Source organism: Cytobacillus sp. NJ13 (assembly GCA_030348385.1).
In the GTDB taxonomy this organism is placed as follows: domain Bacteria; phylum Bacillota; class Bacilli; order Bacillales; family Cytobacillaceae; genus Cytobacillus.
Genome location: JAUCFP010000006.1, coordinates 293,239 through 319,501, shown reverse-complemented (window position 1 = coordinate 319,501; position 26,263 = coordinate 293,239). Strand labels below are relative to the sequence as shown.

The 26,263-nt window shown below is 41.1% G+C and carries 29 protein-coding genes and 1 pseudogene; 9 read left to right on the top strand and 21 right to left on the bottom strand.

The features are described 5' to 3' along the window. The first annotated feature begins 120 nt into the window (after positions 1 to 120). Positions 121 to 252, top strand: a complete 132-nt coding sequence (locus tag QUF73_01660) for a hypothetical protein (GenBank protein MDM5224908.1) — start codon at positions 121 to 123, stop codon at positions 250 to 252. A 52-nt stretch (positions 253 to 304) separates the two neighbouring features. Here the strand turns inward: QUF73_01660 and QUF73_01655 are convergent, their stop codons facing one another. The 3 genes from QUF73_01655 to QUF73_01645 all read right to left on the bottom strand — a co-directional run bounded on the left by QUF73_01655 (position 305) and on the right by QUF73_01645 (position 3,211). Continuing rightward, entirely contained in the window at positions 305 to 484 is a 180-nt protein-coding gene (locus QUF73_01655) for a twin-arginine translocase TatA/TatE family subunit (protein ID MDM5224907.1), read from the bottom strand. 36 nt (positions 485 to 520) lie between these two features. Then, positions 521 to 1,930, bottom strand: a complete 1,410-nt coding sequence (locus QUF73_01650; GenBank protein MDM5224906.1) for a metallophosphoesterase — start codon at positions 1,928 to 1,930, stop codon at positions 521 to 523. A gap of 78 nt (positions 1,931 to 2,008) precedes the next feature. Continuing rightward, positions 2,009 to 3,211: a metallophosphoesterase family protein gene (locus tag QUF73_01645; protein ID MDM5224905.1), complete on the bottom strand. Its 1,203-nt coding sequence runs from the start codon at positions 3,209 to 3,211 to the stop codon at positions 2,009 to 2,011. Positions 3,212 to 3,525: 314 nt separating this feature from the next. Between QUF73_01645 and QUF73_01640 the strand changes: the two genes are divergently transcribed. Both QUF73_01640 and QUF73_01635 read left to right on the top strand, forming a co-directional pair. Then, on the top strand, positions 3,526 to 4,317 hold the full coding sequence (locus QUF73_01640) for a DeoR/GlpR family DNA-binding transcription regulator (protein ID MDM5224904.1): 792 nt from the start codon (positions 3,526 to 3,528) through the stop codon (positions 4,315 to 4,317). Between the two features lie 140 nt (positions 4,318 to 4,457). Further along, entirely contained in the window at positions 4,458 to 4,616 is a 159-nt protein-coding gene (locus tag QUF73_01635; GenBank protein MDM5224903.1) for a hypothetical protein, read from the top strand. Between the two features lie 50 nt (positions 4,617 to 4,666). Here the strand turns inward: QUF73_01635 and QUF73_01630 are convergent, their stop codons facing one another. From QUF73_01630 to QUF73_01610, 5 genes and pseudogenes are all read right to left on the bottom strand, one after another. Further along, the gene (locus QUF73_01630; protein MDM5224902.1) at positions 4,667 to 5,638 is read right to left on the bottom strand and encodes an HD domain-containing protein; all 972 of its coding nucleotides are present in this window, start codon (positions 5,636 to 5,638) and stop codon (positions 4,667 to 4,669) included. An 82-nt stretch (positions 5,639 to 5,720) separates the two neighbouring features. After that, positions 5,721 to 6,437: a TIGR02206 family membrane protein gene (locus tag QUF73_01625; GenBank protein ID MDM5224901.1), complete on the bottom strand. Its 717-nt coding sequence runs from the start codon at positions 6,435 to 6,437 to the stop codon at positions 5,721 to 5,723. Between the two features lie 393 nt (positions 6,438 to 6,830). After that, a complete protein-coding gene (locus QUF73_01620; GenBank protein ID MDM5224900.1) occupies positions 6,831 to 7,205 on the bottom strand; it encodes a hypothetical protein in 375 nt (124 codons plus the stop codon). 230 nt (positions 7,206 to 7,435) lie between these two features. Then, a pseudogene (locus QUF73_01615) lies at positions 7,436 to 8,484 on the bottom strand (IS1595 family transposase). 83 nt (positions 8,485 to 8,567) lie between these two features. Then, the gene (locus QUF73_01610) at positions 8,568 to 9,416 is read right to left on the bottom strand and encodes an STAS domain-containing protein (protein ID MDM5224899.1); all 849 of its coding nucleotides are present in this window, start codon (positions 9,414 to 9,416) and stop codon (positions 8,568 to 8,570) included. 741 nt (positions 9,417 to 10,157) lie between these two features. Between QUF73_01610 and QUF73_01605 the strand changes: the two genes are divergently transcribed. Next, the gene (locus QUF73_01605; GenBank protein ID MDM5224898.1) at positions 10,158 to 10,862 is read left to right on the top strand and encodes a YqcI/YcgG family protein; all 705 of its coding nucleotides are present in this window, start codon (positions 10,158 to 10,160) and stop codon (positions 10,860 to 10,862) included. 24 nt (positions 10,863 to 10,886) lie between these two features. Here the strand turns inward: QUF73_01605 and QUF73_01600 are convergent, their stop codons facing one another. Further along, on the bottom strand, positions 10,887 to 11,576 hold the full coding sequence (locus tag QUF73_01600) for a DUF421 domain-containing protein (protein ID MDM5224897.1): 690 nt from the start codon (positions 11,574 to 11,576) through the stop codon (positions 10,887 to 10,889). Positions 11,577 to 11,755: 179 nt separating this feature from the next. Here QUF73_01600 and QUF73_01595 point away from each other — a divergent pair, with 179 nt between their 5' ends. Genes QUF73_01595 through QUF73_01580 form a run of 4 tightly spaced genes read left to right on the top strand, consistent with a single transcriptional unit; the run spans position 11,756 to position 16,392 of the window. Further along, positions 11,756 to 13,882 carry an MMPL family transporter gene (locus QUF73_01595; GenBank protein ID MDM5224896.1) on the top strand — a complete coding sequence of 709 codons (2,127 nt, stop codon included), beginning with the start codon at positions 11,756 to 11,758 and terminating at the stop codon, positions 13,880 to 13,882. A 42-nt stretch (positions 13,883 to 13,924) separates the two neighbouring features. Then, the gene (locus QUF73_01590) at positions 13,925 to 14,596 is read left to right on the top strand and encodes a response regulator transcription factor (protein MDM5224895.1); all 672 of its coding nucleotides are present in this window, start codon (positions 13,925 to 13,927) and stop codon (positions 14,594 to 14,596) included. Beyond that, complete coding sequence (locus tag QUF73_01585) at positions 14,593 to 15,987, top strand: ATP-binding protein (GenBank protein MDM5224894.1); 1,395 nt, start codon at positions 14,593 to 14,595, stop codon at positions 15,985 to 15,987. The genes QUF73_01590 and QUF73_01585 overlap by 4 nt, the downstream gene beginning before the upstream one ends. Before the next feature lie 6 nt (positions 15,988 to 15,993). Further along, positions 15,994 to 16,392, top strand: a complete 399-nt coding sequence (locus tag QUF73_01580) for a hypothetical protein (GenBank protein ID MDM5224893.1) — start codon at positions 15,994 to 15,996, stop codon at positions 16,390 to 16,392. Positions 16,393 to 16,465: 73 nt separating this feature from the next. Here the strand turns inward: QUF73_01580 and QUF73_01575 are convergent, their stop codons facing one another. The 12 genes from QUF73_01575 to QUF73_01520 all read right to left on the bottom strand — a co-directional run bounded on the left by QUF73_01575 (position 16,466) and on the right by QUF73_01520 (position 25,286). Further along, positions 16,466 to 16,822 (bottom strand): hypothetical protein, encoded by a 357-nt coding sequence (locus tag QUF73_01575; GenBank protein MDM5224892.1) that lies wholly within the window; start codon positions 16,820 to 16,822, stop codon positions 16,466 to 16,468. Positions 16,823 to 17,243: 421 nt separating this feature from the next. After that, the gene (gene arsC / locus QUF73_01570) at positions 17,244 to 17,663 is read right to left on the bottom strand and encodes an arsenate reductase (thioredoxin) (protein ID MDM5224891.1); all 420 of its coding nucleotides are present in this window, start codon (positions 17,661 to 17,663) and stop codon (positions 17,244 to 17,246) included. 28 nt (positions 17,664 to 17,691) lie between these two features. Continuing rightward, on the bottom strand, positions 17,692 to 18,987 hold the full coding sequence (locus QUF73_01565; protein ID MDM5224890.1) for an arsenic transporter: 1,296 nt from the start codon (positions 18,985 to 18,987) through the stop codon (positions 17,692 to 17,694). A 14-nt stretch (positions 18,988 to 19,001) separates the two neighbouring features. Then, entirely contained in the window at positions 19,002 to 19,346 is a 345-nt protein-coding gene (locus QUF73_01560) for a metalloregulator ArsR/SmtB family transcription factor (protein MDM5224889.1), read from the bottom strand. A 570-nt stretch (positions 19,347 to 19,916) separates the two neighbouring features. Then, a complete protein-coding gene (locus tag QUF73_01555; protein ID MDM5224888.1) occupies positions 19,917 to 20,414 on the bottom strand; it encodes an arsinothricin resistance N-acetyltransferase ArsN1 in 498 nt (165 codons plus the stop codon). Between the two features lie 11 nt (positions 20,415 to 20,425). Further along, complete coding sequence (locus QUF73_01550) at positions 20,426 to 21,676, bottom strand: MFS transporter (protein ID MDM5224887.1); 1,251 nt, start codon at positions 21,674 to 21,676, stop codon at positions 20,426 to 20,428. A gap of 18 nt (positions 21,677 to 21,694) precedes the next feature. Next, positions 21,695 to 21,904 (bottom strand): hypothetical protein, encoded by a 210-nt coding sequence (locus QUF73_01545; protein MDM5224886.1) that lies wholly within the window; start codon positions 21,902 to 21,904, stop codon positions 21,695 to 21,697. Between the two features lie 39 nt (positions 21,905 to 21,943). Further along, on the bottom strand, positions 21,944 to 23,323 hold the full coding sequence (locus QUF73_01540) for an FAD-dependent oxidoreductase (GenBank protein MDM5224885.1): 1,380 nt from the start codon (positions 23,321 to 23,323) through the stop codon (positions 21,944 to 21,946). Positions 23,324 to 23,395: 72 nt separating this feature from the next. Beyond that, positions 23,396 to 23,845: a MarR family winged helix-turn-helix transcriptional regulator gene (locus QUF73_01535; GenBank protein MDM5224884.1), complete on the bottom strand. Its 450-nt coding sequence runs from the start codon at positions 23,843 to 23,845 to the stop codon at positions 23,396 to 23,398. Between the two features lie 131 nt (positions 23,846 to 23,976). Further along, complete coding sequence (locus tag QUF73_01530) at positions 23,977 to 24,291, bottom strand: multidrug efflux SMR transporter (GenBank protein ID MDM5224883.1); 315 nt, start codon at positions 24,289 to 24,291, stop codon at positions 23,977 to 23,979. Further along, entirely contained in the window at positions 24,291 to 24,626 is a 336-nt protein-coding gene (locus QUF73_01525) for a multidrug efflux SMR transporter (protein ID MDM5224882.1), read from the bottom strand. Before QUF73_01525 ends, QUF73_01530 begins: the two co-directional genes overlap by 1 nt. Before the next feature lie 75 nt (positions 24,627 to 24,701). Next, positions 24,702 to 25,286 carry a TetR family transcriptional regulator gene (locus tag QUF73_01520; protein ID MDM5224881.1) on the bottom strand — a complete coding sequence of 195 codons (585 nt, stop codon included), beginning with the start codon at positions 25,284 to 25,286 and terminating at the stop codon, positions 24,702 to 24,704. Positions 25,287 to 25,479: 193 nt separating this feature from the next. Between QUF73_01520 and QUF73_01515 the strand changes: the two genes are divergently transcribed. Beyond that, complete coding sequence (locus QUF73_01515) at positions 25,480 to 26,214, top strand: SDR family oxidoreductase (GenBank protein ID MDM5224880.1); 735 nt, start codon at positions 25,480 to 25,482, stop codon at positions 26,212 to 26,214. Positions 26,215 to 26,263 lie beyond the last annotated feature (49 nt).

The window sequence follows — 26,263 nt, the reverse complement described above, 5'->3', positions numbered from 1 at the left end:
TTTGTAATTCCTATCATGTTATTTACAACTTAGTGGAACTGCCTTATTAAAAGCCCGGCATTAAAGTAACTGACCGATATATTGGAAAATTGACCGATATATCGGGAAAGTGACTGATATATGCTATTACTGACCGATAAACATCCGAAAGTGGCCGATATCCCTATTTTTACTAGACTAGATGACGAAACAAATGTCTTATTTAACGAAGAATTTAAGAAAAAACAGGAAGTCAGCTTATTTTTTAAATAAATCATTCACGAAATAGGGCCAGCTTCAAAAAAGCAGGCCCATTTCTGTTTTGTTATTTAGTTTTGCTGCTGTCTTCCTGGTTCTCTGACAGCAATTCTTTTGTTGAGCTTTTAAATTCCCTCAAAGTTGAGCCGAATGCCCGGCCAATTTCCGGCAGCTTCGATGGACCAAAAATGATAAGTGCGATAACTAATACTAATATTAGTCCAGGTATACCTATATTTTGCAGCATGTTCATCCCCCCAGCTGAGTTTGTTGCTAATCGTCTTTATAAAACGGTATTTGCTGCAGCCAATGTTTTCGTCTTCCCTAAAGCTCTCAAAGGCTTCTTACATACATTCCCAAAAGCATCCAGTGCATGCACCTCAATTTGATAGGCTGTATTTGCCTGTAATCCTTCAATTGTTAACGTTAACGGGTTTGGCACAGGATCTTTATAAAATTCCGAGAAAGCTAGAAATTCCTTCACGACTTCCTCTGAATTTGCATGTCTTGCCACTACCTTGTAGTCATGAACCAGCAGGTCATCCTTCGCTTGCGTAAACATAATGGCCACGCCAGTGGCTGATGTCATTTCTTGATTAATGGAAAGCATCGCATCTTTTGTAAAAAAAGGCGCTTTCATATCTCTGTCTTCTGTGTAAGTAAATTTCCGTTTATTTGCCGGATAGCTGATTTCAAATGGCTCTCCTGTCCAATCATTATTATGAATATCGCGTCGCTTAATCAGCACCTTATTATTATGCACTTCCACAATTAGTGCCTGATTCAGGACATCCGCACCCTCAGGCACTTCCCCTTGAATTCTGCCGGCATCCAGCCACAAATAGGCGCCGGTTGAGGTTCCAATTGTAGTAAAATCCTTCTGGTGAATGATTCTCGGGTCATCAAGAGGATAGTGCGTATGACCTGAAAATGAGATGACTTGCGGATATTCCTTCAAAGTGTCATAAAATAGGTCTCTATTTTGAGTAAATCCCCATTCGCTTCCATAGACCGTCCCTTTAATCGGCTGATGATGGAAAACAAAAATTGGCTTTTTCCAATCATCTTCATGCGCAATCTTCAGCTGTTCACCAAGCCAATTTATTTGTTCAACGGAAAAGGTGCCCTCTGTTAATCCATCTTCTGTTCCCAGAATGATAAAATGGTAGCCTTTGATTACCTTGTGATAATAGATAGATTCCATGCCTGTTTTTGTAAGGAAGCGCTTTTGTGCATCTGCTGCTGATAAACCATTCCAATAGTCATGATTCCCTATTGCAAACATGGAAACAGTGCCTGGCTGTTTGTGGACATTATAGGCTGACATAAACTTATCGAATTCGGATTCATATCCATAATCAGTTAAATCTCCCACAGCCAAAAAAGCATCCTGCTTCGGTACAGCCTTATTTAATTGTTCCAATGTTGTTATAAACTTTTCAAGGGTTTTATTGCTGCTGTTATGGATATGAATATCACTAATAACCGGGAAAACTAAATCCGGATTCTTGCCAGCAGAGTTCATGATCGAAGCAGAAGAGGCAGCACTTGCTGTAATTAAATTAAGAGAGTTAGCAAGAGATAATCCAATTGTTGCACTGGCAGCTAAGGTAGTTTTCTGCAAAAATGCACGGCGATCCATTTCTTTAATAAATATATTTCCATCTTTTTGTCCAGTCCGATTATCTTTCATGATTTATAAACTCCTTCTCCAATTTTTCCAGACTACTCTTAACACAGTCCCTTATTAAGACCGGAGGCCTGCTTTAGCCTATTTTATCTCCAGCGGCAGCGGATCAATGCTCTGGTCGTTGGCTGTTAAATCAATTCCGTAATCTTTGGCAAAAACCATATGTGTGTCGACCAAAACACCTTCATGATTTTCATCTAAATTAAACACTCTCGCTCCCCGAAGTCTGTTTCTGTCGGGGCCAGAAAGACCGTAAGTGCCAAAACCGGTATTCCCGGCATACCCGAGCAGAATTCCATAATAGCTGCCGCAATATGTATTAATATGGTCATGGCCGCAGAATACACCTTTCACATCCCCTCTATCCAGCATGGCTGTAAACAAGCCGCTGTTTATCGGGCCGGGGCACTCATCTTCATTCCGCTCCCCATTGATTTGATGCCTGGCCACAGCCAAATCATGCCCGGCTTGTGTTCTGCCGTCCACACTTCCCCACCACATAAAACGGTGCTCCCATAGAGGAATATGGATGAATACAAGAGAAGGCACTTTAAAGCCATAGCGCTTTTCTATTGCTTTGGATCTTTCATAATACCAATTGACCTGATTAAATCGCAGCCAATCCCATGTTGGATAGCCCTTGAAATCCTGGCCGGCGATCGTTTGAGGGGCATATCTGCCGCTGTCTAAAAGCCAGAGATTAAATGCTGCCTTATTCCCACTGGATTTTTTGATTAATAGATTCATATTTCCTGTTCCCGTAATGCCTTTTTGTCCAGGTGTGTTCATATTATGCTTGTATTTCATATAGAACTTGAGCATATCACTCTCATCCATGCCACTCTTTGGAGTTGAATCCTCATCATGGTTTCCAAAGGTAGCCGCCCAGCGGATCTTCCTTAGCTCCATTGGCTGGACAACATTATTCATAGCTTGCTTCATTTCTAATTCTGTGTCACAGCCGCCTGTTATATTGTCACCATTTAAAACGACAAAATCAGGCTTCTCTGAATCCAGCACCTTTTCCATCAGCTGTATGGTCCGTCTGTCGATCCGTTCATCATCCTGAGTATCATTGAATTGTACAACTTTAAATTTCCCATTGGAATTGAAGGAAAGCCTCGGCCCTTCCAGCTTTTCATTTATCTCTTCCGCTTGAACCCTGCTTTCGAATAAGTCTCCAGGCAAGCCTGCAGCTGCCATGGTTAAAGCTAGTGTTCCTGCTCCTCCCGCTTTAATAAATGCCCTTCTGTCCATCCCTTTGCTTTCATTTTCTTTCTTCATCAGCCTTACCTCCATGAATTGATAAAAAATTTTCCCCTACGGTTAAAATCCTAGAGTAAATCTATTAAAGAAGTATTAATATCAATAGATTGTTTAGTAAAGAAAACAAAGGCAAAAAGATAAACAAAAATATGATTTTCAATTATTCATCTGAGATTAATAGGAAGGAAGAATGAAATTCGGGACTTTCCTCTCTTTGTATTCTTTTGTTTTCATTTCTGTTTTAAAACTTTTATATAAATTAATATTTTTGACCTCAATTTTTAAAACTTCAGCCCTATAATGTCCATAACATGAAAGCGGGGGTACCAATAATGAAAAAAGGGTTCGTTGCAGAAAGGCACAGGAGGATTATCAGGGAATTAGAAATAAAAAATAAAGTGAGTGTAGCGGATCTCTCCTGCAAGTTAAATGTCACACCAGAAACGATCCGGAGTGACTTGAGACGGCTTGAGAAGAGAAACAAACTGCGGAGAATTCATGGAGGAGCGATATGCTATTTTGGCTTAGAGAAGGAGGAGCAGTTTAATAAAAGGATTGGCATTAGCCTGCCCATCAAAAAGAAAATTGGTGAAGCTGCCGCAAGCTTTATTTCAGATGGAGAAACAATCGTTTTGGATGTCGGCTCCACAACTCTTCATATTGCCGGTTCGATTGAAAATGTTGAGAATGTAACAATCGTAACCAATTCCCTGGCTGCTGAAGAAATATTAAATACGCGAATGGAAAATAAACTGTTCAATGGTACGGTCATTCTGATTGGCGGAACCGTGAATCCTCTGCAGCGCTCAACCTCAGGTTCACTAACTAATCAGATGCTGGAACACTTTTACTTTGACAAGGCCTTTATCTCGTGTGGAGGAATGAACCGCGATGGTATATGCGATTATACTATTGATGAAGCTGCCGCCTCTTCCATCATGATAAAAAGATCTAAACAGGTTTATGTGGCGGCCGATTCCTCAAAACTGAATCAGAGGGCATTTTTCCATATTAGCCCTTTTTCGGCTATTGATTTTGTCATTACTGATGCCGATTTACCGTACGATTGGCCGGAGGAGGAAATCAAATTCAATGGGCTAAAATGGGTGAAAGTCTATACATAAAATTAAACAGGACTCTCAGGTCACTGTTTAGCCGGAATGCCTGAGAGCTCTCTTAGAAAATGGCAATCTTATACGGAATTGTTTATTTCCTTCTAAAAAGGAAACATTAAAAACATAAATTAAAAAGGGAGGCTAATAATATGAGCGAAAAAACTCCACAGGATGTAAACCGCATTCAGGAAGAAGCACAAAAACAGGATCGTGAAGCGCAGAAAGCACAGGAAGTTGTTGAAGACGCGATTTCCAAAATGACACCGCAGCGGCAGTATGAAAAAGAAAAGGAACAGAATAAACGATAAAAAGAAAAAGCCTTATTCCTGTCCGCCAGCAGGGATAAGGCTTTCATTTCTCATAAGATTTTTATATACACACCTTCTTTAGCTTTTTCATATGCTTTTTGTCCTCTGTTTTTAACCTCTTCTGACAGTTTTGATGCTCTGATCAGCTTGCTGTTAATCAATACGGAAGGGTCAATCAATCTTATTTTCCCTTTGAAGTGAATATCATAGTCTGCTCTGTTTTCTTCTGCCCTGACCTTATGATCAATTTTCTCAAGCAGACGCTGCACTTCCTGATCCCCTGACTCACTAATTTTTACTAATACCTCTTCATCTTTGCCAAGCAGATCATCCAAATGAAGAAGTTCTGTTTCGAGAGATCTTTTTAGGACCTTTGCAAGAGTGTCATTGGCATAAATATTTAAGGGTTCCATGAAGAAATCAATGACTTCTCTATAATAAGTTTTTACAAACCACTCAGCTGCCCCAATATCAGATATGTACATCCGGCCCTCTACAACTGTCAGATGATCCAGAAAATGATGGGCTTCTGCTAAAGAAATATAACCATATCGGTACATATCCCTTAACGTGTAGTCCAGCCGGTCTGCACAAAGTTCGGGTGCCGGCTGTTCTAATAAAGTCCATTGTGAATCCTCAAAAAGGATACATTCATAATTAAGATGATGCCTTTTTAAAATGGCCGGAATCTCAGATTCAAGGAGAACACGATCAAAAATATGTTCATGATAATCTTCTGCTTCATTTTCCAAAACCCCATCAATCACATGAGAAAAGGCAGTGTGAGAAACATCATGAAGCAAACCGGCAATTTGCTCTTCCAAAGAACCGCCCAGTTTCCTTATTAACAGCATTACGCCTAATGAATGTTCGTACCTTGTTACATTCCATTTTTCATTGACAAGATAGCTCGCTCCGCCCTGGTGTACACCTTTCAGCCTTTGCACCGGCTTGCTGTTGATTAATTCTTCTAATACTGTTTCAAGCTTGTATTCTCCGTAAAGCTCATCTTCAACCAGCATAATTCCTCCTGCTTTGATAAATATGTACTTACATTATATATGTTTAAAGAAAAAAGCCCTAATCCCGGCAGGATTAAGGCTTTCATTTTCCACGGACCCTTTTTTGTTCAGCTGCCTGCATGTAATGCATCGGTAAATAAGTAATAAAAAAGACAAGCAGCGCAGCAGCTTCAAGCGTTACATAGTACCAGACACCTCTCCCGAAAAACGACAGCAGGGTTTGTGTTTCTGTCGGGCTGGCCAAATAGAAGAAATTTGTCCCAACCAGCATATTCAAAAAGAAGACTGGCACCGCAATTACGTTGAGTGTTAAAAAGCCTGTCAGCACTGCTTTTTTAGGGACCCTGTATCCTTCAAACAAAATAAAATATAATACGGCAAGCGGAATGGCTGAATGATGAAGAAAGTATTTGATGTAGCGGTAATGAGGAAATTGGTAAACCATATCAGGTGTCACCATGCTTAAAATTGGAGGAATTGCACCAATAAAATACAGCAGCCAAAAAGCCTTTTTATTAGGCTTCAAAAACAAGTAAAGAGCAATGAAAGTACTGAAAGAGCATAGCTGGAGAGGCAGATCTGCCACATCCCACTGATTTGTCAGAACCAGCCATATGTGATGCGTCACTTCACAAGCCAGCAGCGCACCAAACAGCGACCATTTTATGATTTTCTGATAGGCCCTAAGCACCTGCCTGTAATACACCAGCCACCAGGCGGTAAAAAAGAAAAGAATCAGTGTAACAAGGTGCATAAGCGAAAACATTTCAAATCCCTGCATACCCGTTACCGAAAACACGATGTCATCACCCCTCAATATGCATTGAAGTGCTGTTTGATTCATTGTATTCACGGCCGCGAAAATTAACACGGTTTATATGCGGAAAAACCAGATTTTATACACGGTAAAGAGGAAAATTATATTAACCTTTAAGTGGAAGTTTTATGAGGATAGGAATGATTTTAATCCGGAAATTGAAAAGAGGGTTGACATTACTATTTCTATTTTTGGATCAGGATACCTAATCTTTTTCAAAAAAGGCTCTGTTAAAGTTTAATGTTGATATTACTTATAAAAATGGAAGTTCTCAATTTGTGGAAGTTCCATTTTTATAATATTTGCTTGTTAAACTAACGCACCCCTTTAGTTTAAGTGTAATTGTTCACAAACTTATTAATTAAATAGTTACATCTATTTTTTTTCAATCGCCATACGCAAGTTCGAGATAACTCCAATAAGCAATACTAACGAACAAACCATTTTTTCAAAAGGTGTTCCAAACAATTGTTGTATAAATCCAAAAAACCAAAGTACAACAAAAAACCAACATATAACGGTTATTCTTCTTTTGTATTTATATAGTTTAATTCTACCAACAATCAACGTAAAAACTACTCCAATAATAGAAATAACGATATTTATAACAGATATTGGTAGCTGTTCAGCGAATGATTCAGACCTTCCACCATTAACCCATGTGAATGGAATACTTTTGCTTATAATAAGAAAGTGGATTAAGATAGTCAAAGAGTAAAAAATAATTCCCATAAATACAGCAGTTTTCATATTAATTTTCCTGAGTTTTTCTAAAATAAAATCACCTCATTTTTCTTCCTGTTTCAATTTTATTAATCCAGTAATATACTATTCCTATATCTCTTACCATCTGACAGGTAACTGAAAGTAAGATTTCGAAGAGTTATCAAAAATCACCATTATTCTTAAACAGAGCAAAAAACATCGGCTAGGTATTCTTGTTGAACTAAACTGCCCGTTAGTTGAACAAGCAGTAACGTTTATATCGTGAATCTAGATAACCTAATTGTATCATATGTTTCCATATTTTGTATTAAATTCCCTTTAATCATCAAGTCATTCATAGTAATAGGATTCCTTTGATGTTGAATGGATTCTAACACCTGAAACCAAGCAAGGTAATTATTCAGATATTTAGTTGCAACTCCATTAAAACGTTGTATCCATCCTTTAAGCCTTCGGTGATAATTGTTAACGTTCTGGATATGGTATAGACCCTTTGTGCGAACCTTACCATCAGACTTGAATTGATAAATATCCATCCCTTTTTCAGCAGCATATGTTTTAAAGGCACGCCAAGAATCGGTGCATAAATCATTTTCAATTGAAAGTTTATGTCCGATAGCCTTGTCTAACTGCTCTTTTGTTAATCGACCCATTCCCAAGTCTGCGAAAAAGTCATCTTTTCACGGTCTCTTGCGACTAAGACACAAACTTGTTCGTTGCTTATGCCCCGTTTCTTAGCAGAACCTCCACGTTTGCGGGGTTTTCTGTCTTTTATCTTTCTTTGTCCTTTTTCTGAGTATAGAAAATAGGTCTCGTCCATTTCAACGATACCTTCAAAATTAGATATTTCCATTTGTTTTAATGATGATACGAGTTTGTGCCTCCAGTAAAACAATGTAACGTGAGTAACGTTACCAACTAATTCAGCAGATTTACGCAGAGAATATCCCTCTATCATACATTCGATGAATTTAATCCATTGATTGAGATGGCGTGTTCGATATAGAGCAGTATTTGTTAGGTCAGTAAATGTCTTTTTACACGCTTTACATCGATAACGTTGCTTTTCTACTTCATCGCCATCAACAATCGTTGAGTATGTGCCATACCGAACGATATGTTCTGATTCGCAGTCAGGACAATGATAACCGCTCTTATTTTTGCGTTCAGCTATTTCTTGCAGAACAGTTCCTGTCGAAGAAGATGCAGTAAGTGTATCAATTAAATACTCTCGTAGTCGGTGTTTTTCTGCTGGATTTAGTTTTTGAATGGCTTTAAGAATATCAGTTGCTCTCACGTTCATCACCAACTTTTATATAGTTAACCCTACTTTAACAGAGCAAAAAAAAAGCAGAGTGAATTCAATTTGAATTCCTCTGCTATTTCTTATGCTCGCGCATGCAGCTCTTCAAAAGCCTGATACACATTGGCTTTTACCTGAATGCCATTCAGCTTAATGCCCAGCGTGACTATCGTCTGCGCCACTTCCGGACGGATTCCTGTAATGATCGTTTTTACCCCAATCAGCGAAAGTGCTTCAATTACTTTAAACAGCTGATCTGCTACCATCGTATCAACAATCATCACGCCTGAAATGTCTAAAATTAAATGCGACAGCTTAAGGTTCGCAGACTGTTTTAACGTTTCTTCCATCAGAAGCCGCGCTCTCTCTGTATCAATGTTGCCAATTAACGGCAGGATGCCAACCCCTTTTGAAAGCGGAACAACCGGCACAGATAACTCAAGGAAAGCCTGCTTTGCATTTTCGAGTGTTACCTGATGGTATTTGACATAAGACATGCTGAAGCAATGGATGGAATGATCCAGCAGGGGATCTATCAAATAGATAACCTTAAAAACCTCTGCTGCAGGCATCTCAAGCTCCATCATAGATTCCTCTAAAGATTTCCAGATATGTTTCCGATAATAACCCGCATCTTTTAAAGCTTCATCCAAAGGGATTCCAAGCTTAAAGAAATATTCTCCTGTCTCCTTGCACCATTTCTCAATCTTTTCCATCGATTCAACTTTACCTTCATGATTCAGCAATGCTTCACCGAACAATCCAATAAACTCAGCACGAATCTGAATAATCTGCGCTTCCATTTTGTCAGCCTGCATTCTCTCGATTTCTGTCATCACGACTCCACTCATTCGATCCTTATGCAGTTTTTTTGCGATCATATCTTTCTCTCTTAAAATCTTTTCCCCTAAAAGACGCATCTGATTACTCATGTTCTCCCCCTATAGTACCTGGATTTTATTCATTATGTATGGGTCCGCTTCATCCTAAACATATCTCTTTACCCGGGTGTGTTTTAGAATAAACTTCTTAATTTAAGATTAATTAAGTTAATTTGAGGGAGAGTTGTGAGTGACTACGGATTTGGGCCGCGGAATTATCTTCGTTATATATTTCGTTTAACTACTATTTTTCTTGGACTGCCGGCTTTTGGTCTTTATTCATTCTGATTAACTCCCATTTTTCCTGCTATGTCGGTTTTTGGTCGTTATTCATCCAAATTAACACCCATTTTCGCTTACCTCCCCGTTTTTTGGTCGTTATTCCTCTTGATTAACTACCATTTTTCATTGATCTCCACTTTTATCGTCGTTATTCCCTCTGATTAACTACCATTTTCCTTGGTCTCTGGATATTTCGTCGTTATCGCTGTGTCCATGACTACAATTTCCGTCTCTCCATTTTTTCGTCGCCATGAACCCGCCATGGCTACCATTTCCCCTTCTCTCCATCCTTTTTCGTCGCCATAAGCCCACGATGCCTACCAAATTCCAGCCCACTCCTATTTCTCCTCGCCATCCCCCGCCAAACCCACAACGCCACCCACCGCCACCGCCTCCGTCCGCCCATTTTTACCATGGACACTCACCTGCCTTATCCTATTTTGAATATAGTGTAAGAGTCAGAAGGGAGTGACTAAAATCACCAGTCTATATACTGCGAACTCCTCCGGCATGCATAGTTTAAAAGATTGGCAGCAGATTGCTTTTGATAGTTTTCAGACAAAGATGACAAATAAAGAAAAGCCTTTTCCCTGCGTACCTGCAACTATTGGGTTTGCCAAGAATCAGCTCTGTTATGGGTTTGCTGACGACCCAAGGGATCCGGCCTCCATTCAGCAAACCGCAGCCATGCTGAAGGAATTCTCTGTACATTCAAGAGAGTTCGGAAGCTACACTTCCCTGATCATTTTTTACAATACATGGGATGAATTGAGTGTGGAGGAATATGAGCAGCATTTTTGGGAGCAGCTCACGGGGTTATCTGAGATGGATAATGCTGAGTGGCCAAACGAAATCCCAAAAGACCCGCATGATCCACTTTGGGAGTTTTGCTTTCACGGAGAAAAGTACTTTGTCTATTGTGCCACCCCTGCGCATAAAAATCGGCAGAGCCGGCATTTTGATACGATGATGCTCGCCATCACACCGAGGTGGGTTCTGCAGGAGTTCATGAAAAAGGAAACATTAGCATCCCGCCTTAAAAATCAAATCCGCAAACGGCTCCAAAAATATGATGCCGTCTCCATCCATCCTGATCTGAACAGTTATGGCGCCGATGACAATTTTGAATGGAAGCAATATTTCCTTCGGGACGATGCCACCACGATCTCGAAATGCCCCTTTCATCGTCTACTGAAAACTTCAAGGAATAAATAGGAGGACGGAAGCCGCTTCTGTTCTCTATTTGTTTTTTGTATCAATATAAAGAGTGCCATCCTGCTGAACTTGTGCAAAAAATACATCTTCGATTGATTGGATATTCGCTTTTTCCAGTTCTCTGTCAAGCCAATTCCTATCAATTTTTAATTTTGAAAGGTTTTCTGTGTTGACTTTTCCATCAGAGATGACTTCTGTAGGCAAAGGAAAAAGGATTTTTTTGGGTCTGCTGATGTTTAGATCCCTCTTCGTAACCGGCTGTTCGCTCTCCTTTTTCAAAATAGATAATTCTCCGTTTGTCTCCAAGATTGCGTAATCAACATTCTTAAGAGAAAATATATCCTTCTGCCTTAATAATGCCTGAAGCTCTTCAAGGTCCACCCTCGATTCTTTGAGTGCCCCTTCCATTATCCTGCCAGCTTTAATGACAATCAATGGATCACCCGTTGTGACTCTTCTTCCCTGTTTTGATTTGAGGTCGATCATATCCAGCATTATGGTGAAAAGCGTCCAAACAATCAGCGCGATTACTCCATCTTTGATGGGGCTGCTAGCATTCACAGCAAGGTTCCCGGCGATTGACCCGATTCCAATCGCAGTTGCCCAGTTGAAAAAGGTCATCTGGCCAATTTCCTTGCGCCCCATCAGCCTTGCTAATAAAAAGAGTACTAAAAACGCAATGGTTACACGCAGAATAGTCTCATTTACCGTCAACATCCATCACCCCTATTTATTTCTGATATGGTCCCCCTAACCAAGCTGCCTTCATATAATTGTATTTTCTTTACAAACCGCTTATTTCATACGCATTTGCTTAATGTAAACAAAAGTTGATCTTAAGTTTATTTTCATTTTGTAAGATAGGCATTGAAATAAGTTAAGGAGGCATTCATGTGAAAAAACTGCTGCATTCGATTACAGATTGGGTTTCCACCAAACGGGGAATGTGGATCACGATTTTCGCCTGGCTTGTGCTGATGATTGGCTTAAGTGCAGGTCCAAAGCTAGGCGATTATAGTACAAATAATTTCCAGTCACTTCCTGATGAGGCAAAATCCATTATTGCCGAAAATAAAACAGAGGAATATTTTCCAAACGAACAAGGAACTCCGGGTATCCTGGTTTTCCATAATGAAAATGGCGAGGTGAATATCGAAGAAGCCAAACAGATATTAGAAGGGATCATGCTTGAGGACATCGATGGAATCAAGACGATTATTGACATCAGCAAGCTTCCCCCTCAAGCCTTGGGTTCTTTCATTTCTGAAGACAGGACCACGATGATTGTCCCGATGGAGCTTAAAAACGGACTTGGCAATGCCCAGTATGCCGAGATTAACGACCATGCTTCCGAAGTAGGCAATAAAATTGCAGAGGATCTCGAAAATACTGCATTTTATATCACTGGTCCAGCCGGTATAGCGGGTGACACAGTTAAACTTTTTGAACAGGCGGACTTTGTTCTCCTGATTGCCACCGTTCTCATCATTCTTGTATTGCTTATTGCGATTTACCGTTCACCATTGCTTGCTGTCATTCCGCTGCTGGCAACGGCGATTGTCTACCAGGTCGTAAACCAGAGTGTAGCTTTAATGGGTGCTGGCGGACTTGAGGTCAATAATCAGACGACCTCGATCATGAGTATTTTGCTGTTTGCTGCTGTTATTGATTATTCATTATTTGTTTTCTCCCGTTATCGCGAGGAGCTCAACCATTACGAAAACAAATATGAAGCGATGAAGCATGCGATGCGCACAACAGGCGAGCCTGTTTTCTTTGCGGGCGGAACTGTTCTTGCTGCCATGCTGGTTCTGTTCTTCGCGGATTTCCGGGATTATCAGAACTTTGCCCCTATTTTTGGAACAGCCATGTTTTTTATCATGCTCGCATCCGTTACGCTGGTTCCTGCTTTATTCACCTTGTTCGGGCGTAAGGCTTTTTGGCCGAAAGTTCCAAAATACGGAACTGAAACAGAAGTTAACCATAAAGTATGGGGTCAGATTGCCAGATTTGTTGTGAACAAGCCTGGCATAGCAGGCGGAATTGTCGGCATTTTTATGCTCATCACAGCGTTAAATATTTTTAATCTTGATTATGAATTTGATATGGTTAAAAAATTCCCGGATGACCTGCCATCCCGTGTCGGCTATGAAATTGTGGAATCCAGATATGACAAAGGAGAACTGGCTCCATCGACACTTCTGATTGTCAGTGATCAAAAAATGGATGAAACCGATGCAAGTGCGATAACCGATAAGCTGCAGGAATTTGATGAAATAGCTTCTGTCCGCCTGACAGCACTTTCAGAAGACGGCAAGGCTGCAAAACTGAGCGTCGCATTATCCATCAACCCCTATTCAACGGAAGCCATAACCTTTATGGAAGATTTGCGTGAAGACACACCGGAGCTCATGAAAGAAGCCGGTGTGGAAGCTGAATCTTACTACAGCGGGGTCACTGCAAAAATAGTGGACGAACAGGATGTCAACAACGGTGATATAATAAAAATTGTTCTGCTTGAGACGGTCCTGATTCTTGCGCTGTTATTTGCGCTTACGAAATCCATAAAGATGCCGATCTACATGATGGCTACCATTCTGCTCTCATTTGTCTCGGCTTTAGGACTGGGCATATTCCTTGTTGATGTATTTTTTGGCTTTGAATCCATCAGTTCCCGTGTGCCTGTCTATTCATTTATTTTCCTTGTAGCATTGGGGATAGATTATAACATCATCCTTGTTTCACGCTTTATCGAGGAAAGGAAGACACATAGAGTGAAGGACGCTCTTGAAATTGCCATCCGGAATACCGGCGGCGTCATCTCTTCGGCTGGCCTCATTCTGGCTGCTACATTTGCTGCCCTGATGACCATGCCGATAGCGGACTTATTCGTTTTTGGATTCATCGTTGCCATGGGAATATTGATTGACACCTTCCTTGTCAGGGGGATGCTGCTTCCGGCATTAATTCTGTTATTTGAAAAAGACAAGGAAACTTCCGGGCAAAAAATTTCGGAATAGAGAGAGGGGTCCCTCCCTATTCCCCTGTGAGGAGGTCCTATTATGAAAATACTTGTCGTAGACGATGATGTGAATATACAGAAACTCGTCACGATTCATCTAAATCGTGAAGGCTATCAAGTTCTGCGCGCAAACAATGCTCAAGAAGCATTAGCACTCTTAGAAGAACAAACCGCGGATTTAGCGGTTGTCGATGTCATGATGCCTGGTATGGATGGATTCGAACTCACCAGGCTTCTGACAGATGACTTCGGAATCCCTGTTATTCTTTTAACAGCCAAAGGGCAGCTCAGTGATAAAGAGCAGGGCTTTTTATCCGGATCTGAAGATTATATTGTAAAGCCGTTTGAAGTGAAGGAGCTCCTTTTCCGGGTAGCGGTCGTGTTAAGAAGGGCCGAGCGGGCGATGGATACAGTCGTCAAAGCAGGAAACCTGTTAATTGACAGAAAAAGCTTTGAAGTGGAAATCAATCAGGAGACCATCCTTTTTCCATTAAAGGAATTTGAGCTGCTCAGCTTGCTTTCGGCACGCAAAAATAAAATCACCCAGCGGGCTGCATTGATTGAACAGGCTTGGGGAGCGGATTATGAGGGCAGCGAACAGACTTTAAATACCCACATCAACCGAATTCGCGACCGCTTGAAAAAATACGGTGCAACCGTTGAGATCCAGACAGTTCGCGGCATTGGGTATAAGCTCGAGGAAATAAAATGAAGACTCTCTACAGGAAATTCATTGCAGCTACACTCGTGATCTTAGCCATAAGCATCGTGCTTTCCTTCAGTTTAACGAATTGGGTCTATATGACTTCGACAAAGGGGAAAATCGACAGGCAAAATGTTGTGATTGCAGAGGAAATCGCTAATGGCCTGGAGCATATGCATTCCTCTGGTCCTACTTATGAAACTTACTTAAATTCCATGAGCAAGCTCGGCTATCAGCTCTATATCGTGACGGAATCGGGTGAAGGGGAATTCTTCGGGCAGCCGTTCAATAAGACCGAACTGCCTGATGAAGCTGCCAAAGTGCTGACCGATCAAGAAGTCTATCATGGTATGGATAGTTTTGCCGGCCAATTTCTGATGATGGGCCATTTTTCAAACGATCTGGAAAATACCGTCGGGGTCCCTTTTACTATGAACGGTCAGAATTACGGGCTATTCCTTCGCCCGAATAATAAGCTGCTTTTCTCGGACATTCATATGATTTTCGCGTGGTTCTTTGTCGCCATTGCCGTTGTGAGCATTACCGGAGTGATCTGGTTCGCCAAGCATCTTATCAAGCCAATAACAAAGCTGACGGAAGCGACCAGGGAAATCACCCGGGAGAATTTTAACTTTCCACTGAATATTGCTCGCAGGGATGAAATCGGACAGCTGGCAGAAAGCTTCGGCCGCATGCAGGAACAGCTTCAGCACAATGACGAGGCCCGCAAGTCATTCATCAACAATGTGTCTCATGACTTTCAGTCCCCTCTTATGAATATTCAAGGGTATGCAGAACTTCTGCAGACACAGAAACTGACTACAGAAGAACATTTCGAATATGTGCAGATTATCGATCAGGAATCGAAGCGGCTCTCCAATCTGACAAAACAGCTTTTGCTTTTGACTTCACTTGATCAGAAATCGTATCCGATGAAGCTTTCGGAAGTGAAATTGGACGATCAGATCAAGGAAACCATCCGCAGGCATCAATGGCGGCTGGAAGAAAAAGAAATTGAGGTTTCATACAAGCTATCCCCTGTCATTTTTAAGGGGGATCCGGAGCTTTTGGTAAATATCTGGGACAACCTGCTGACGAATGCGATAAAATATAACTCTCATGGCGGAAGCATTTTGATCAGCCTGTCTCAAACTGAATCTGCGATTGAAGTTATTTTTAAAGACACCGGGATCGGAATATCCGAGGATACGATCAGCCAGATTTTTGACCGCTTTTACCGGGTGGACTCAGCAAGAAAAAAAGATGGCACAGGACTCGGGCTTTCGATTGTGAAACAGATTATTGAGCTGCATAATGGGGAAATCAGGGCAGACAGCCAGACTGGCAAAGGAACCACTTTTACCATCACATTTTATAGGGAGAAACATTGGGAGGAATAAAAAACTATGGAACAAAAATGGAGTATCAGATTAATAAGATTTGCAGCCATCTTTGGCATTATCGGGACCTATCTTGGATCGCATATGTCCGGGCAGATGGATTATTCTTTAAGGCCAATTCATGCCCACATCCTGCTGGTAGGATGGCTATCCGTATTTGCATGGGGAATCTTTTATAAAGTATACCGCGTAAAATATAAAAAGCTTGTTTCCATTCACAGCATACTTGGAATGGCAGGAGCACTTGGATTGACAATTGGAATGTGGATGTATACATTAAATCCATTTAATTTAGGAGATACGCTTGTTCTGGTCTTCTTTATCGTCGGCGGAACCTTGCTTCTGCTAGCCTTTGCACTGTTTGTGGCGATAACCTTTTTGACTGAAAAAACTTCGGAACGTTAGTTAAAATAGCAATGCAATCTTCATTTGGAGGCTGCATTGCTTTTTTGTTATGCTCACTATCAATCTTAAATAATTATTTGTTCCAATATGCTTTAGCTTCTGCTTCCAGAACTTTTAATCTCTTATAATAGTCAGGAAACTCGTTAAGATGCGCCAATGCAATTTTTCCCGTAAGAAGCGGATCATCTCCTGTAACATTTGTTTGATTTGACTGTTTCCCATGTTCAAGTTCTATATTTACGCCCATCCAGAATTCGTTCAAATCAAACCTGCTTTTCGTAAAATCGATTCCTAACAATAATGCAATTGCTGTTGCTTCCTCTTTGGAAAAGCTTGCTCTTGCTCTGTTGAAATGATTACTTCGAAAAGCCTGATGGTTACCAAGGCTGATATTAAAGTGAGGCACATATGGATTATATGAGTAATACAACAACATTCACTCCTCAATTCCAGTTACCATAATGTATGTGAATGATTTATTTAGGAGCATGGATTAGATCAAATAAAAAGGACCCCTAAAGGCCCTCTTCTAACAGCATCTTCCCGTATTCCCGATCATCGAAATCCCGCTTCCGCTTCCGTTTCCGCTTCGCTCTAAAACAAGGTCTTCGGTGTTTGGTTCAATAATAGGGTCGATTGCTACTTTGATTTCATTGATTGTGACAATAATATCATCTGCTGCCGGCTCATCCAGAGCCAGTCCTATTCTTGGCTGTCCTCAGCCATAGCCATCAAAAAAGATGCGAATGCTGCTCGCATTTTGTTCTTCCAGCATTTTTCTTAATTCATCACGCGCATTGTCTGTGATTATCATGTCTGTTCCCTCCCTTGAATGTTTTTTAGTATATTATTTACTTTCCTGTTTCGGCAAATGTTTTAATGCGGCCGCCAATTTCATCACGGACACGCTGGAAGAAAGCCCATTTTTCTGCTTCTGTTCCTTCTGCTTTTGCAGGGTCATCAAATCCCCAGTGCTCGCGCTTCACATGTGGAGGTGTCATCGGGCATTTATCAGCAGCGTCTCCGCAAAGCGTTACAACCAAATCTGCATTATTTAGAATCTCAGGATCTATGATATCAGAAGTCTGATTGGAAATATCAATGCCTGCTTCTTTCATTGCTTTTACAGCGTTAGGATTCAAACCATGTGCTTCGATCCCTGCACTATAAACATTCCATTCATCACCTAAATGCCGCTTGGCCCATCCTTCTGCCATCTGGCTGCGGCATGAGTTGCCTGTGCATAGGAAGTAGATAGTTTTTTTTGTCATGTCGTATTTCTCCTTTTAGGTAAGTTTTTTAAAGTATCTGCAGCCAAATATATAGACCGGCTAATGTTATAAATAATGTTGGAATGGTTAATACAATCCCTGTTTTAAAATACGTTCCCCATGAGATTTTTACACCCTTTAGGGACAATACATGAAGCCATAGCAAGGTTGCCAGGGAACCAATCGGCGTGATTTTCGGTCCCAAATCAGATCCAATTACGTTCGCATAAATAAGAGCTTCACGCATGATTCCGCTTGTATTCGTATCAGCAATGGCCAGTGCGTCAATCATAACGGTTGGCATATTGTTCATGACAGAGGAAAGGATAGCCGCAATGAATCCCATTCCGATCGTTGCCGCAAATAGTCCCTGGTCAGCTGTCATTTGAATTAAATCAGCCAATATATTTGTAAGACCTGCGTTTCTTAGTCCGTAAACCACTACATACATGCCTATTGAAAAGAAAACAATTGCCCATGGAGCACCTTTGATGACAGTGCGTGTATTCACGGCCGTGCTTCTTCGCGCCATAATCAGGAAGAAAATCGTTATAATGCCGGCAATGAATGAAACTGGAACACCAATCCATTCACTTGCAAAATAACCTATTAATAAGATGCCTAAAACGAGCCATGACAATCGGAACATTTTGCTGTCTTTAACTGCTGCTGCTGGTTTTTTCAAATGAGATAAATCATAATTCTTTGGTATGCTTTTTCTAAAGTATACGAATAAGACCAAAATGCTGGCTGCCAGTGAAAAGAAGTTCGGAATAATCATGCGGGACGCATATTCCACAAAGCCGATGCCAAAAAAATCAGCTGAGACAATATTAACAAGGTTGCTGACGACCAATGGAAGGGATGTTGTATCCGCAATAAATCCGCTGGCAATGATAAAAGGAAAAACCATTTTTTCATTAAAATTAAGGTTTCTCACCATGGCAAGGACGATTGGCGTAAGAATGAGGGCCGCTCCATCATTCGCAAAGAATGCTGCGACAACTGATCCCAAAATGGAAACGTAAATGAACATTTTCACTCCGCTGCCCTTTGCCGCTCTCGCCATATGTAAAGCTGCCCACTCAAAAAACCCAATTTCATCTAAAATAAGAGATATAATGATGATGGCAATAAAGGTTAATGTGGCATTCCAGACAATGGATGTAACATCTATAACATCATTGAAGTCCACCACACCAGCAATTAGAGCGAGTATGGCTCCGCCGCATGCTGACCAGCCGATGGATAGCCCTCTTGGCTGCCAAATGACTAATATGAGGGTGACTAAGAAAATCACCGATGCTAAAATTATTTGAGTCAATGTGTTTCCCCCTCTTACTCACAGGAAATTCGCAATCCCTGCTCTTCCAGTTCTTCTAATAAATAATCTATGCTTGGAAGGTGATCGAGCACAGTTTGTACCAATGGATAGCAGTCACTATCCTGATTCAATGAATAAATAATCCACTGACCTCTCCTGGTCTCCCTTACCACACCTGCATCCTTAAGTTTCCTGAGATGCTGGCTAATGGCTGGCTGGCTCATTTTAAAAATCTCCACAAACTCACACACGCAACAATCATGGTTATTTAAAAGTTTGACCATTGTGAGCCGTGTTTTATCGCCTAATAATTTTAAAATGGATGATGCTTTGTCGATTTCAACTGTGGACACTATCATGATCTTATCACCTCCGCTTTGCACATATTAACATATAATAATTTGCTTATATAAGTAAATAGTTTTTTTCTTATTTACGAAAACTTTACGTATAGTCTGCTTTTTTATTTCCGTTGTATTCGTTTGGGTCACTGATTTGACAAATGAGCTGATTGTAACAGACACGTTTTATTTGTGTGGCTGACTTACTTAAGGCTTTCTCGAACAAGGAGATGATACTTTGAAGAGCTGACTAAAGATTGATCTCCATTCTTCGGACAGGCAAGGAATAAATCTTAGAGATCCTGTCCGAACTTAGTCCAACTTCAGACTGATAATCAGGAAATCCATGAGATCCTGTCCGAACTTAGTCCCACTTCGGACTGATAATCAGGTAATCCGGGAGATCCTGTCTGAACTTAGCCCCACTTCGGACTGATTATCAGGTAATCCGGGAGATCCTGTCTGAACTTAGTCCAACTTCAGACTGATAATCAGGATCTCCGGGAGATTCTGTCCGAACTTGGCATCCCACCGAACTTTTAAGGAAAACCCAACAAAAAACGGCTAAATGAATAGCCGCACATTTATTTAAAGCAGCTTCTCCATAGCCATCACATCAACAAATTCTCCATCCAAAACACCCTGGTTTTGAAATGTGCCAACTTCACGATACCCCATTTTCTTGTACAGTCCCTGCCCCAGGCCATTAAAAGGAAAAGTAAACAAAACCAGCTTATGGAACTTATTTTCTCTTGCTTTCATTTCGAGAGCTGAAAGCAGCTTCCCTCCTGCTCCTTTGCCCCTGAATGCCCTGGAGATATAGACTGATAGGTCTGCCACTCCATCATAAGCACAGCGGCTGCTATACGGATTCAAGGAAGCCCATCCAATCACTTGATCCCCTTCTTCTGCGGCAAGCACGCTATATCGTCCTTGATGCTGTTCAAACCAGTTTGTCATATAGGAAAGATCTTTTGCCTCTGTTTCCAATGTAGCTATTCGATCTTCTATTCCCTGATTATAAATCTCCAGAATAGCCTCTAAATCTGTCTTTCTGGCTTCACGAACAACTGCCTCACTTAACATTTCAGTCCCCCCTAATAGGATTCATAGATCTCTTTTTTTATTGATGTGTTCAGCCTCTTTGCTAAAACTGACCAAATCATGGCTAAAATAAGCAGGATTATTGAACCGCCCCAATATAAAAATGTAAAACCAGCCTCTAATTGGATTAATATGTAACTAATTGCCGGCCCTAAAGCTGCTCCTAGATCTTGAGAGATGGAGTATATCGTAAGGAAAGAAACCACGTTTGCAGTTTTTGCTGTGTCCAGAGCTATCGTATCCAGAATGGTTGATAAAATAGTAGCTCCGGCCATCACTAAAAGAGTAATTGCTATCCACAGCCCTAATGGAAGTCTAAAGGATACTATTCCAAAGACAAATCCTGCTGAGATCAAAGAAACGATAAAAATCGGCAGCCTCCCCTGCGCCCCATCAGACCAGTGACCTACTGTCCTTCCCAGAAAAGGTTCCCATGTCCACCTTACCGCTTGGATGATGCCTGATAAAAATGTAACACTGACAACCACATTCCATATTGATATACTCTCTCCGTAAAAATGTTCAATCAGCGAACTCATTGTGGATGTCACTATTCCTTGATATAGCATGGCAACGAGAAAGCCTGAAACAATTATCGCTGCTTTATATGCGGTCCTGCCAATGAAAGGCTTCTCTTCAGCCATTTTATCTCTTTTATCAGGTGTCTCCACAATTTGTTTGATTTTAGAATTCAGCAATAAAGGAAGCCCCAAAAGGGACAATAACCCAAATGCAATTGAAACTGTGCTCAAGCCTAGAATCGGAATGAGCAAGCCCCCAGCCAGCATTCCAACCAGGCTTCCTGTTCGGTAGAGCCCGTTATATAAGCCCATAGAACTTCCACGCTTATTGTTTTCAGCATATACGGCAACAACCGACAATCCTCCGATTCGAAAAAATGACCAGGCAATCCCCCATAATGCACGGAGAATCATCCAGGCAGCAAATCCTTCGAAAACACCGTAGCCTATAGTTGTGAATCCGCCTAACAGAATGGCAATGATCAGGCCAGCCTTTAATGAAATATGTTTATACATCCAGCCTGCTAAGGGATTAAAAGGCAATCGTATGAAACGGTTTATTGATAGGAGCACACCTACTTGCCAAATGGAATCCAGGCCAGCACTTTCCCAATAAATAGGCAAGGCAATATACAGCATGGAATCACCTAAAAGACTTAAAGCTGTGACTATGGCGACTACTATTATAGGTTTTGAAGATAATTGATTTTTAATAGCCGCCATAAGTCATTCTCTCCTTTCTTAATCATTCGAATGATTCAGTAAATCCCGATAAGCCAAAAGAAATTGTGTATACGTTTCCTGCCCCATTTCACTTTCCAGCGATCGAAACAGCCTTTCAAATGTTTTATCTTTAGCTTCCTCAACAGAACATCCGAAAGCATTCCTGATTAGTTTCATATATGAGATAAAATATTCTTTTTTGAGCGCTCCAGCATGATTGATGGTCATTGGCATCACCTTTATTTGGGATGTAATTCTCCCCTTTAATTAATTGCAGCAGGAAGATGCAGGTTCATCACAGGAACTTTTTAGATTAACACTGCAAACACCCGTTTCCGGCAAATCGAGCTCTACTTTTTCAGCAGCGGCGAAATCACCGCTTAGATAAGCTGCCACTGACCTAACCTGCTCATAGCCTGTCGCCATCAAAAAGGTTGGAGCACGGCCATAGCTTTTTGAACCCACGATATAAAAATTCTTCTCAGGCTGTCTTAACTCCTTTTCTCCATGGGGGCGAACTGTACCGCAGCTATGAAGATTAGGATCAATTAATGGTGCCAATGCTTCTACACTTTCAGTTGCAGAATCTATAGAAGTACGGAGTTCGTTTATCATTGAAAAATCCGGACGGCTTCCTGTATTGACAATCATTTCATCGATTCCATCCAGGCTGCCCGGCTTGCCATTATGGCTGCCTGCTAACTCGATTCCCGTTTCTGACTTTTTGACCAGCTGGATGCGAAATGGAGTAATGGCCTCCACTTGACCTTTATCAACCAATTGGCGGATTCTGCTTCCGAGGCGGCCGCGTGCTTCAAGTGCATCTTTTTCTTCTCCACCGTAGGCATCCTCAACCTGATTTCTTCTCATAATCCACAGAATTTCCGTTTCGGGATAGGACTCTTTCAATGTGGCTAAATCCAGCAAAGCGTTAATGGCTGAATGGCCTCCCCCGACAACTGCTATACGTTTATTCCGATAGCGCTGCTGCTCACTCCCTAATATATCGGGTATACCATAAAATATTTTTTCCTTCAGCTGCTGTTCTTCAGCCAGCCAAATTCCGCTTGACGCAGCTGGATTTGGATTTCCCCAGGTGCCTGCAGCATCAATTACTGCTTTCGATTCGTATGTTTTGTACTCTCCATTCTGCTCAGCATGGATAACAAACGGAATATTTCCCCGTTTTGCGGTTTTCATTTTATCGGTGTCTTTTCTGCCAACTGACAAAACTTTCGTATTTAGGTGAATGAAAGGCTTTATTTCAGGTAACCTGGACAGCGGCTTCAGATAGTGTTCAACTAGCTCATCCCCTGTAGGCAAAGCTTCCAGTTGCGGCTGTACCCAGCCATTGGCGCTTAATAACTTTGAAGCAGCTTTATCAATATTGTATCGCCATGGTGAGAATAAGCGAATATGTCCCCAGCTTTTAATATTTGCTCCTGCTTGCTTCCCCGACTCCAGCAAAATAAATGATTGCCCCCTGCTTGCCAGGTGTGCAGCAGCTGCCAGCCCAACCGGCCCGGCGCCAATTATAGCTACAGGTAACTCTCTTCTTTCATCCTCGCTTAGTGAAGTCTTTTCTGACTCGTTTTTCTTAGGCGTGCAGCATCCTTTAACAACAATAAGGTCATTCAGATTGGTCATGGTTTCTCCTCTTTTCTCCAAATTTGGATTGATTAATCTTACTTGCAAAGTGCAAGTATTATACCCAGGGAATTACCCCTGAATAGGCTTACAGCATGCACTGGACTTTGCCATTGCATTATTTAACAAATGAATCGAGCGGATGACTGTTTCTTTTTCAAACTCATTCATTTGTGAAAAAACCTCATGTAAAAATGAATTCATCTGCTGATCTATTGAACCTGCAATATATTTGCCTTCAGCAGTCAGCGAAAGAATACTGATTCTCTTATCAGCAGGATCCGGCGTTTTTTTAACCAAGTTCATCTTCACTAAAGATTGAACCTGCCTGCTGAAAGTTGTAATATCCGTCCCTAACGTATCTGCAATCTGCTGCATTGACGGGTTATGCTGATTGTCAATCTCATAAAGAATATGGCTTTGAATGAGGGAAATATCGCATCCGCCGACACTGCAGCAATTTTTATTGAGTAAGCCAAAACGGCGCGTCATTACTTGAAACAAACTGCGAAGGTTTTCCATTATTTTCACCTCTTGGTTACATTATAATTATGTTATTTGTAATTTGCAACTAATTTCAATTTATATTTTACCAAAAAGCAGACCAGCATATTTCAGGTCTGCTTCCGATATTCTCATAGCTTAAAACCTTCTTAAGATGTCATCCCCAGACCAATTACTCCAATTAAGATAAACGCCAGGGATAAAAATTGCTTATATCCGAATTTTTCTTTAAACCAAAACAAACCAGCCAGCGTAATGCCAATGCTCCCTACTCCTGTCCAAATAGCATAGGCCACACCGGCTGGAATCCTTTGCATGGCCATGGATAAACAGAAGAAAGAGAAAATAAAACCAACTACCATTACAACAATCGGCCATTTCTTTCTCGTTCCATCCATGTATTTCATGGCGATTGTGGCAATCACTTCTTCGATCCCCGCCAGGACCAATAATCCCCAAGCCATTAAGATTCACCTCTCGCTTCAGTGTTTTCCTGTTTCGTAAAAGTCTTCATGCCAATGATACCTGCCAATAATATCACCAGAAAGAATACTTGAGTTACCGAAAAAGGCTCCCCCATTATCACACCTAAAATATAAGTGCCTACAGTTCCAATCCCGACGAATACTGTATAAGCCGCCGCAACAGGTATTACCTTATATGAGCGGATCAATAATATGAAACTTGCTGCTATCAGCACTGTGGTTATCGTCCAATCCAAGAATGAATCTGCATATTTTAAACCTGAAGCCCACATCACTTCAAGGATGCCGGCTGCAAATACTAACATCCATTTCATTTGCTCTCAACTCCCTATGAATGACAGTCAGTCATTTTTCTTTAAAGAAAAATTATTGGAAGCAGTCCAATAATTTTAGCCTGTGATTAATGATTTCCTGATAAATTTAAAAAGCTCTTCTTTATAAACCGTCAGGGGCTCATCCTGCTCGCCGCCAATATAATATCTTTCAGCAGCATTTTCGATAAGGTTAATGATGGTCCTTGAGGTCCACTTCAAATTAATGTTTGTATAAATTTCTTCTTTTTGAACTGCCTTGCTGATTTCAATCTCAAGCCATTCGTAATATGGCCGGTACACTTCCTCCCATTTTTCCAAGGAATGATTGACAGCGAGTCCTGAGTATACAAGTACTATAATATCTTTATGTTCATCTGTAACCTTAAAGGTCTCGTCAATTACGGCATCTAGAGTACTCCAGAAGCTTGCTGCCCCATGTACCTTCCTCTTCATCCGATCGAGAATTTTGGTGAGAAGTGAATTGGCGATCGCAGGTACCAAATCACTTTTTGAAGAAAAATATAAATAGAACGTTCCCTGAGCGATGCCTGCTTTCTTAACGATCTCTGATACCGAGGACTTTTCAAGGCCTTTTTCAGAAATAACCTCTATAGATGCGTTCAGTATTCTACTGTATTTATCATCTGGACGATCCTGCATGGATATATCCTCCTTGCCCAAAAGTGACTGACTGTCATTCATTATACCAATTCTTGCCCTTTCTATCAATAATAATGAAAAGTCCCTTAAAACTTGGTATTTTTCCAAATCTAATTACTTTGCACAAAGTATAATATCGATTATACTTGATTTGTAAACGCTTTTTAAAAAGAGAAATTAAGGGGGAAATATAATGGGGAAATTCGATAATAAAATTGTATTGGTTACTGGCGGAGCATCCGGCATGGGAAAACGAATGACTGAGCTTTTAGTCGAAGAAGGCGCTTATGTTATTGCAGCGGACATTAATAAAGAGCTCTTGGACGTTGTCAGCCAAAATGATTCAGTGGAAGGCAAAATGCTGAATGTCATGTCAGAGGATGATTGGAAAAAGGCAGTGGAAGAAATCGTTGCCGATCATGGAAGAATCGATGTTCTAATTAATAATGCCGGCATTTCAAGTGAGAAGCATATGGATGATGTGACAATTGAAGATTGGGATCTCATGATGCGCATCAATGGTTTCGGGCCATTTGCAGGAATGAAGCATGTATTGCCGCAGATGGTCAAACAGCAAAGCGGTGCCGTTGTGAATATTTCAAGCTACACAGCCATGGTTGGAATGGGAACAAACACATACACGGCTTCAAAAGGTGCTGTCAGAGCCATCTCCAGAGCGGCAAGCACACAGTTTGGCCGTTTCGGTATCAGGGTTAATGCCGTTTTCCCTGGCGTTATTAAAACACCAATGACCGAAAACCTGTCAGAATCCAGTGAAGTGCTGCAAAGATTAATTCAGGCAACTCCGCTCCAAAGACTTGGTGAAGCTGATGACGTGGCACGCGCTGTATTGTTCCTTGCTTCAGATGATGCTTCTTATATTACAGGAGCTGAACTAGTTATTGACGGCGGGTTTTCAGCACAATAGAAAAGTGGAAGGCGCCCGGAGCTAGGCCGTTATCTAACTTCAGAGTAGA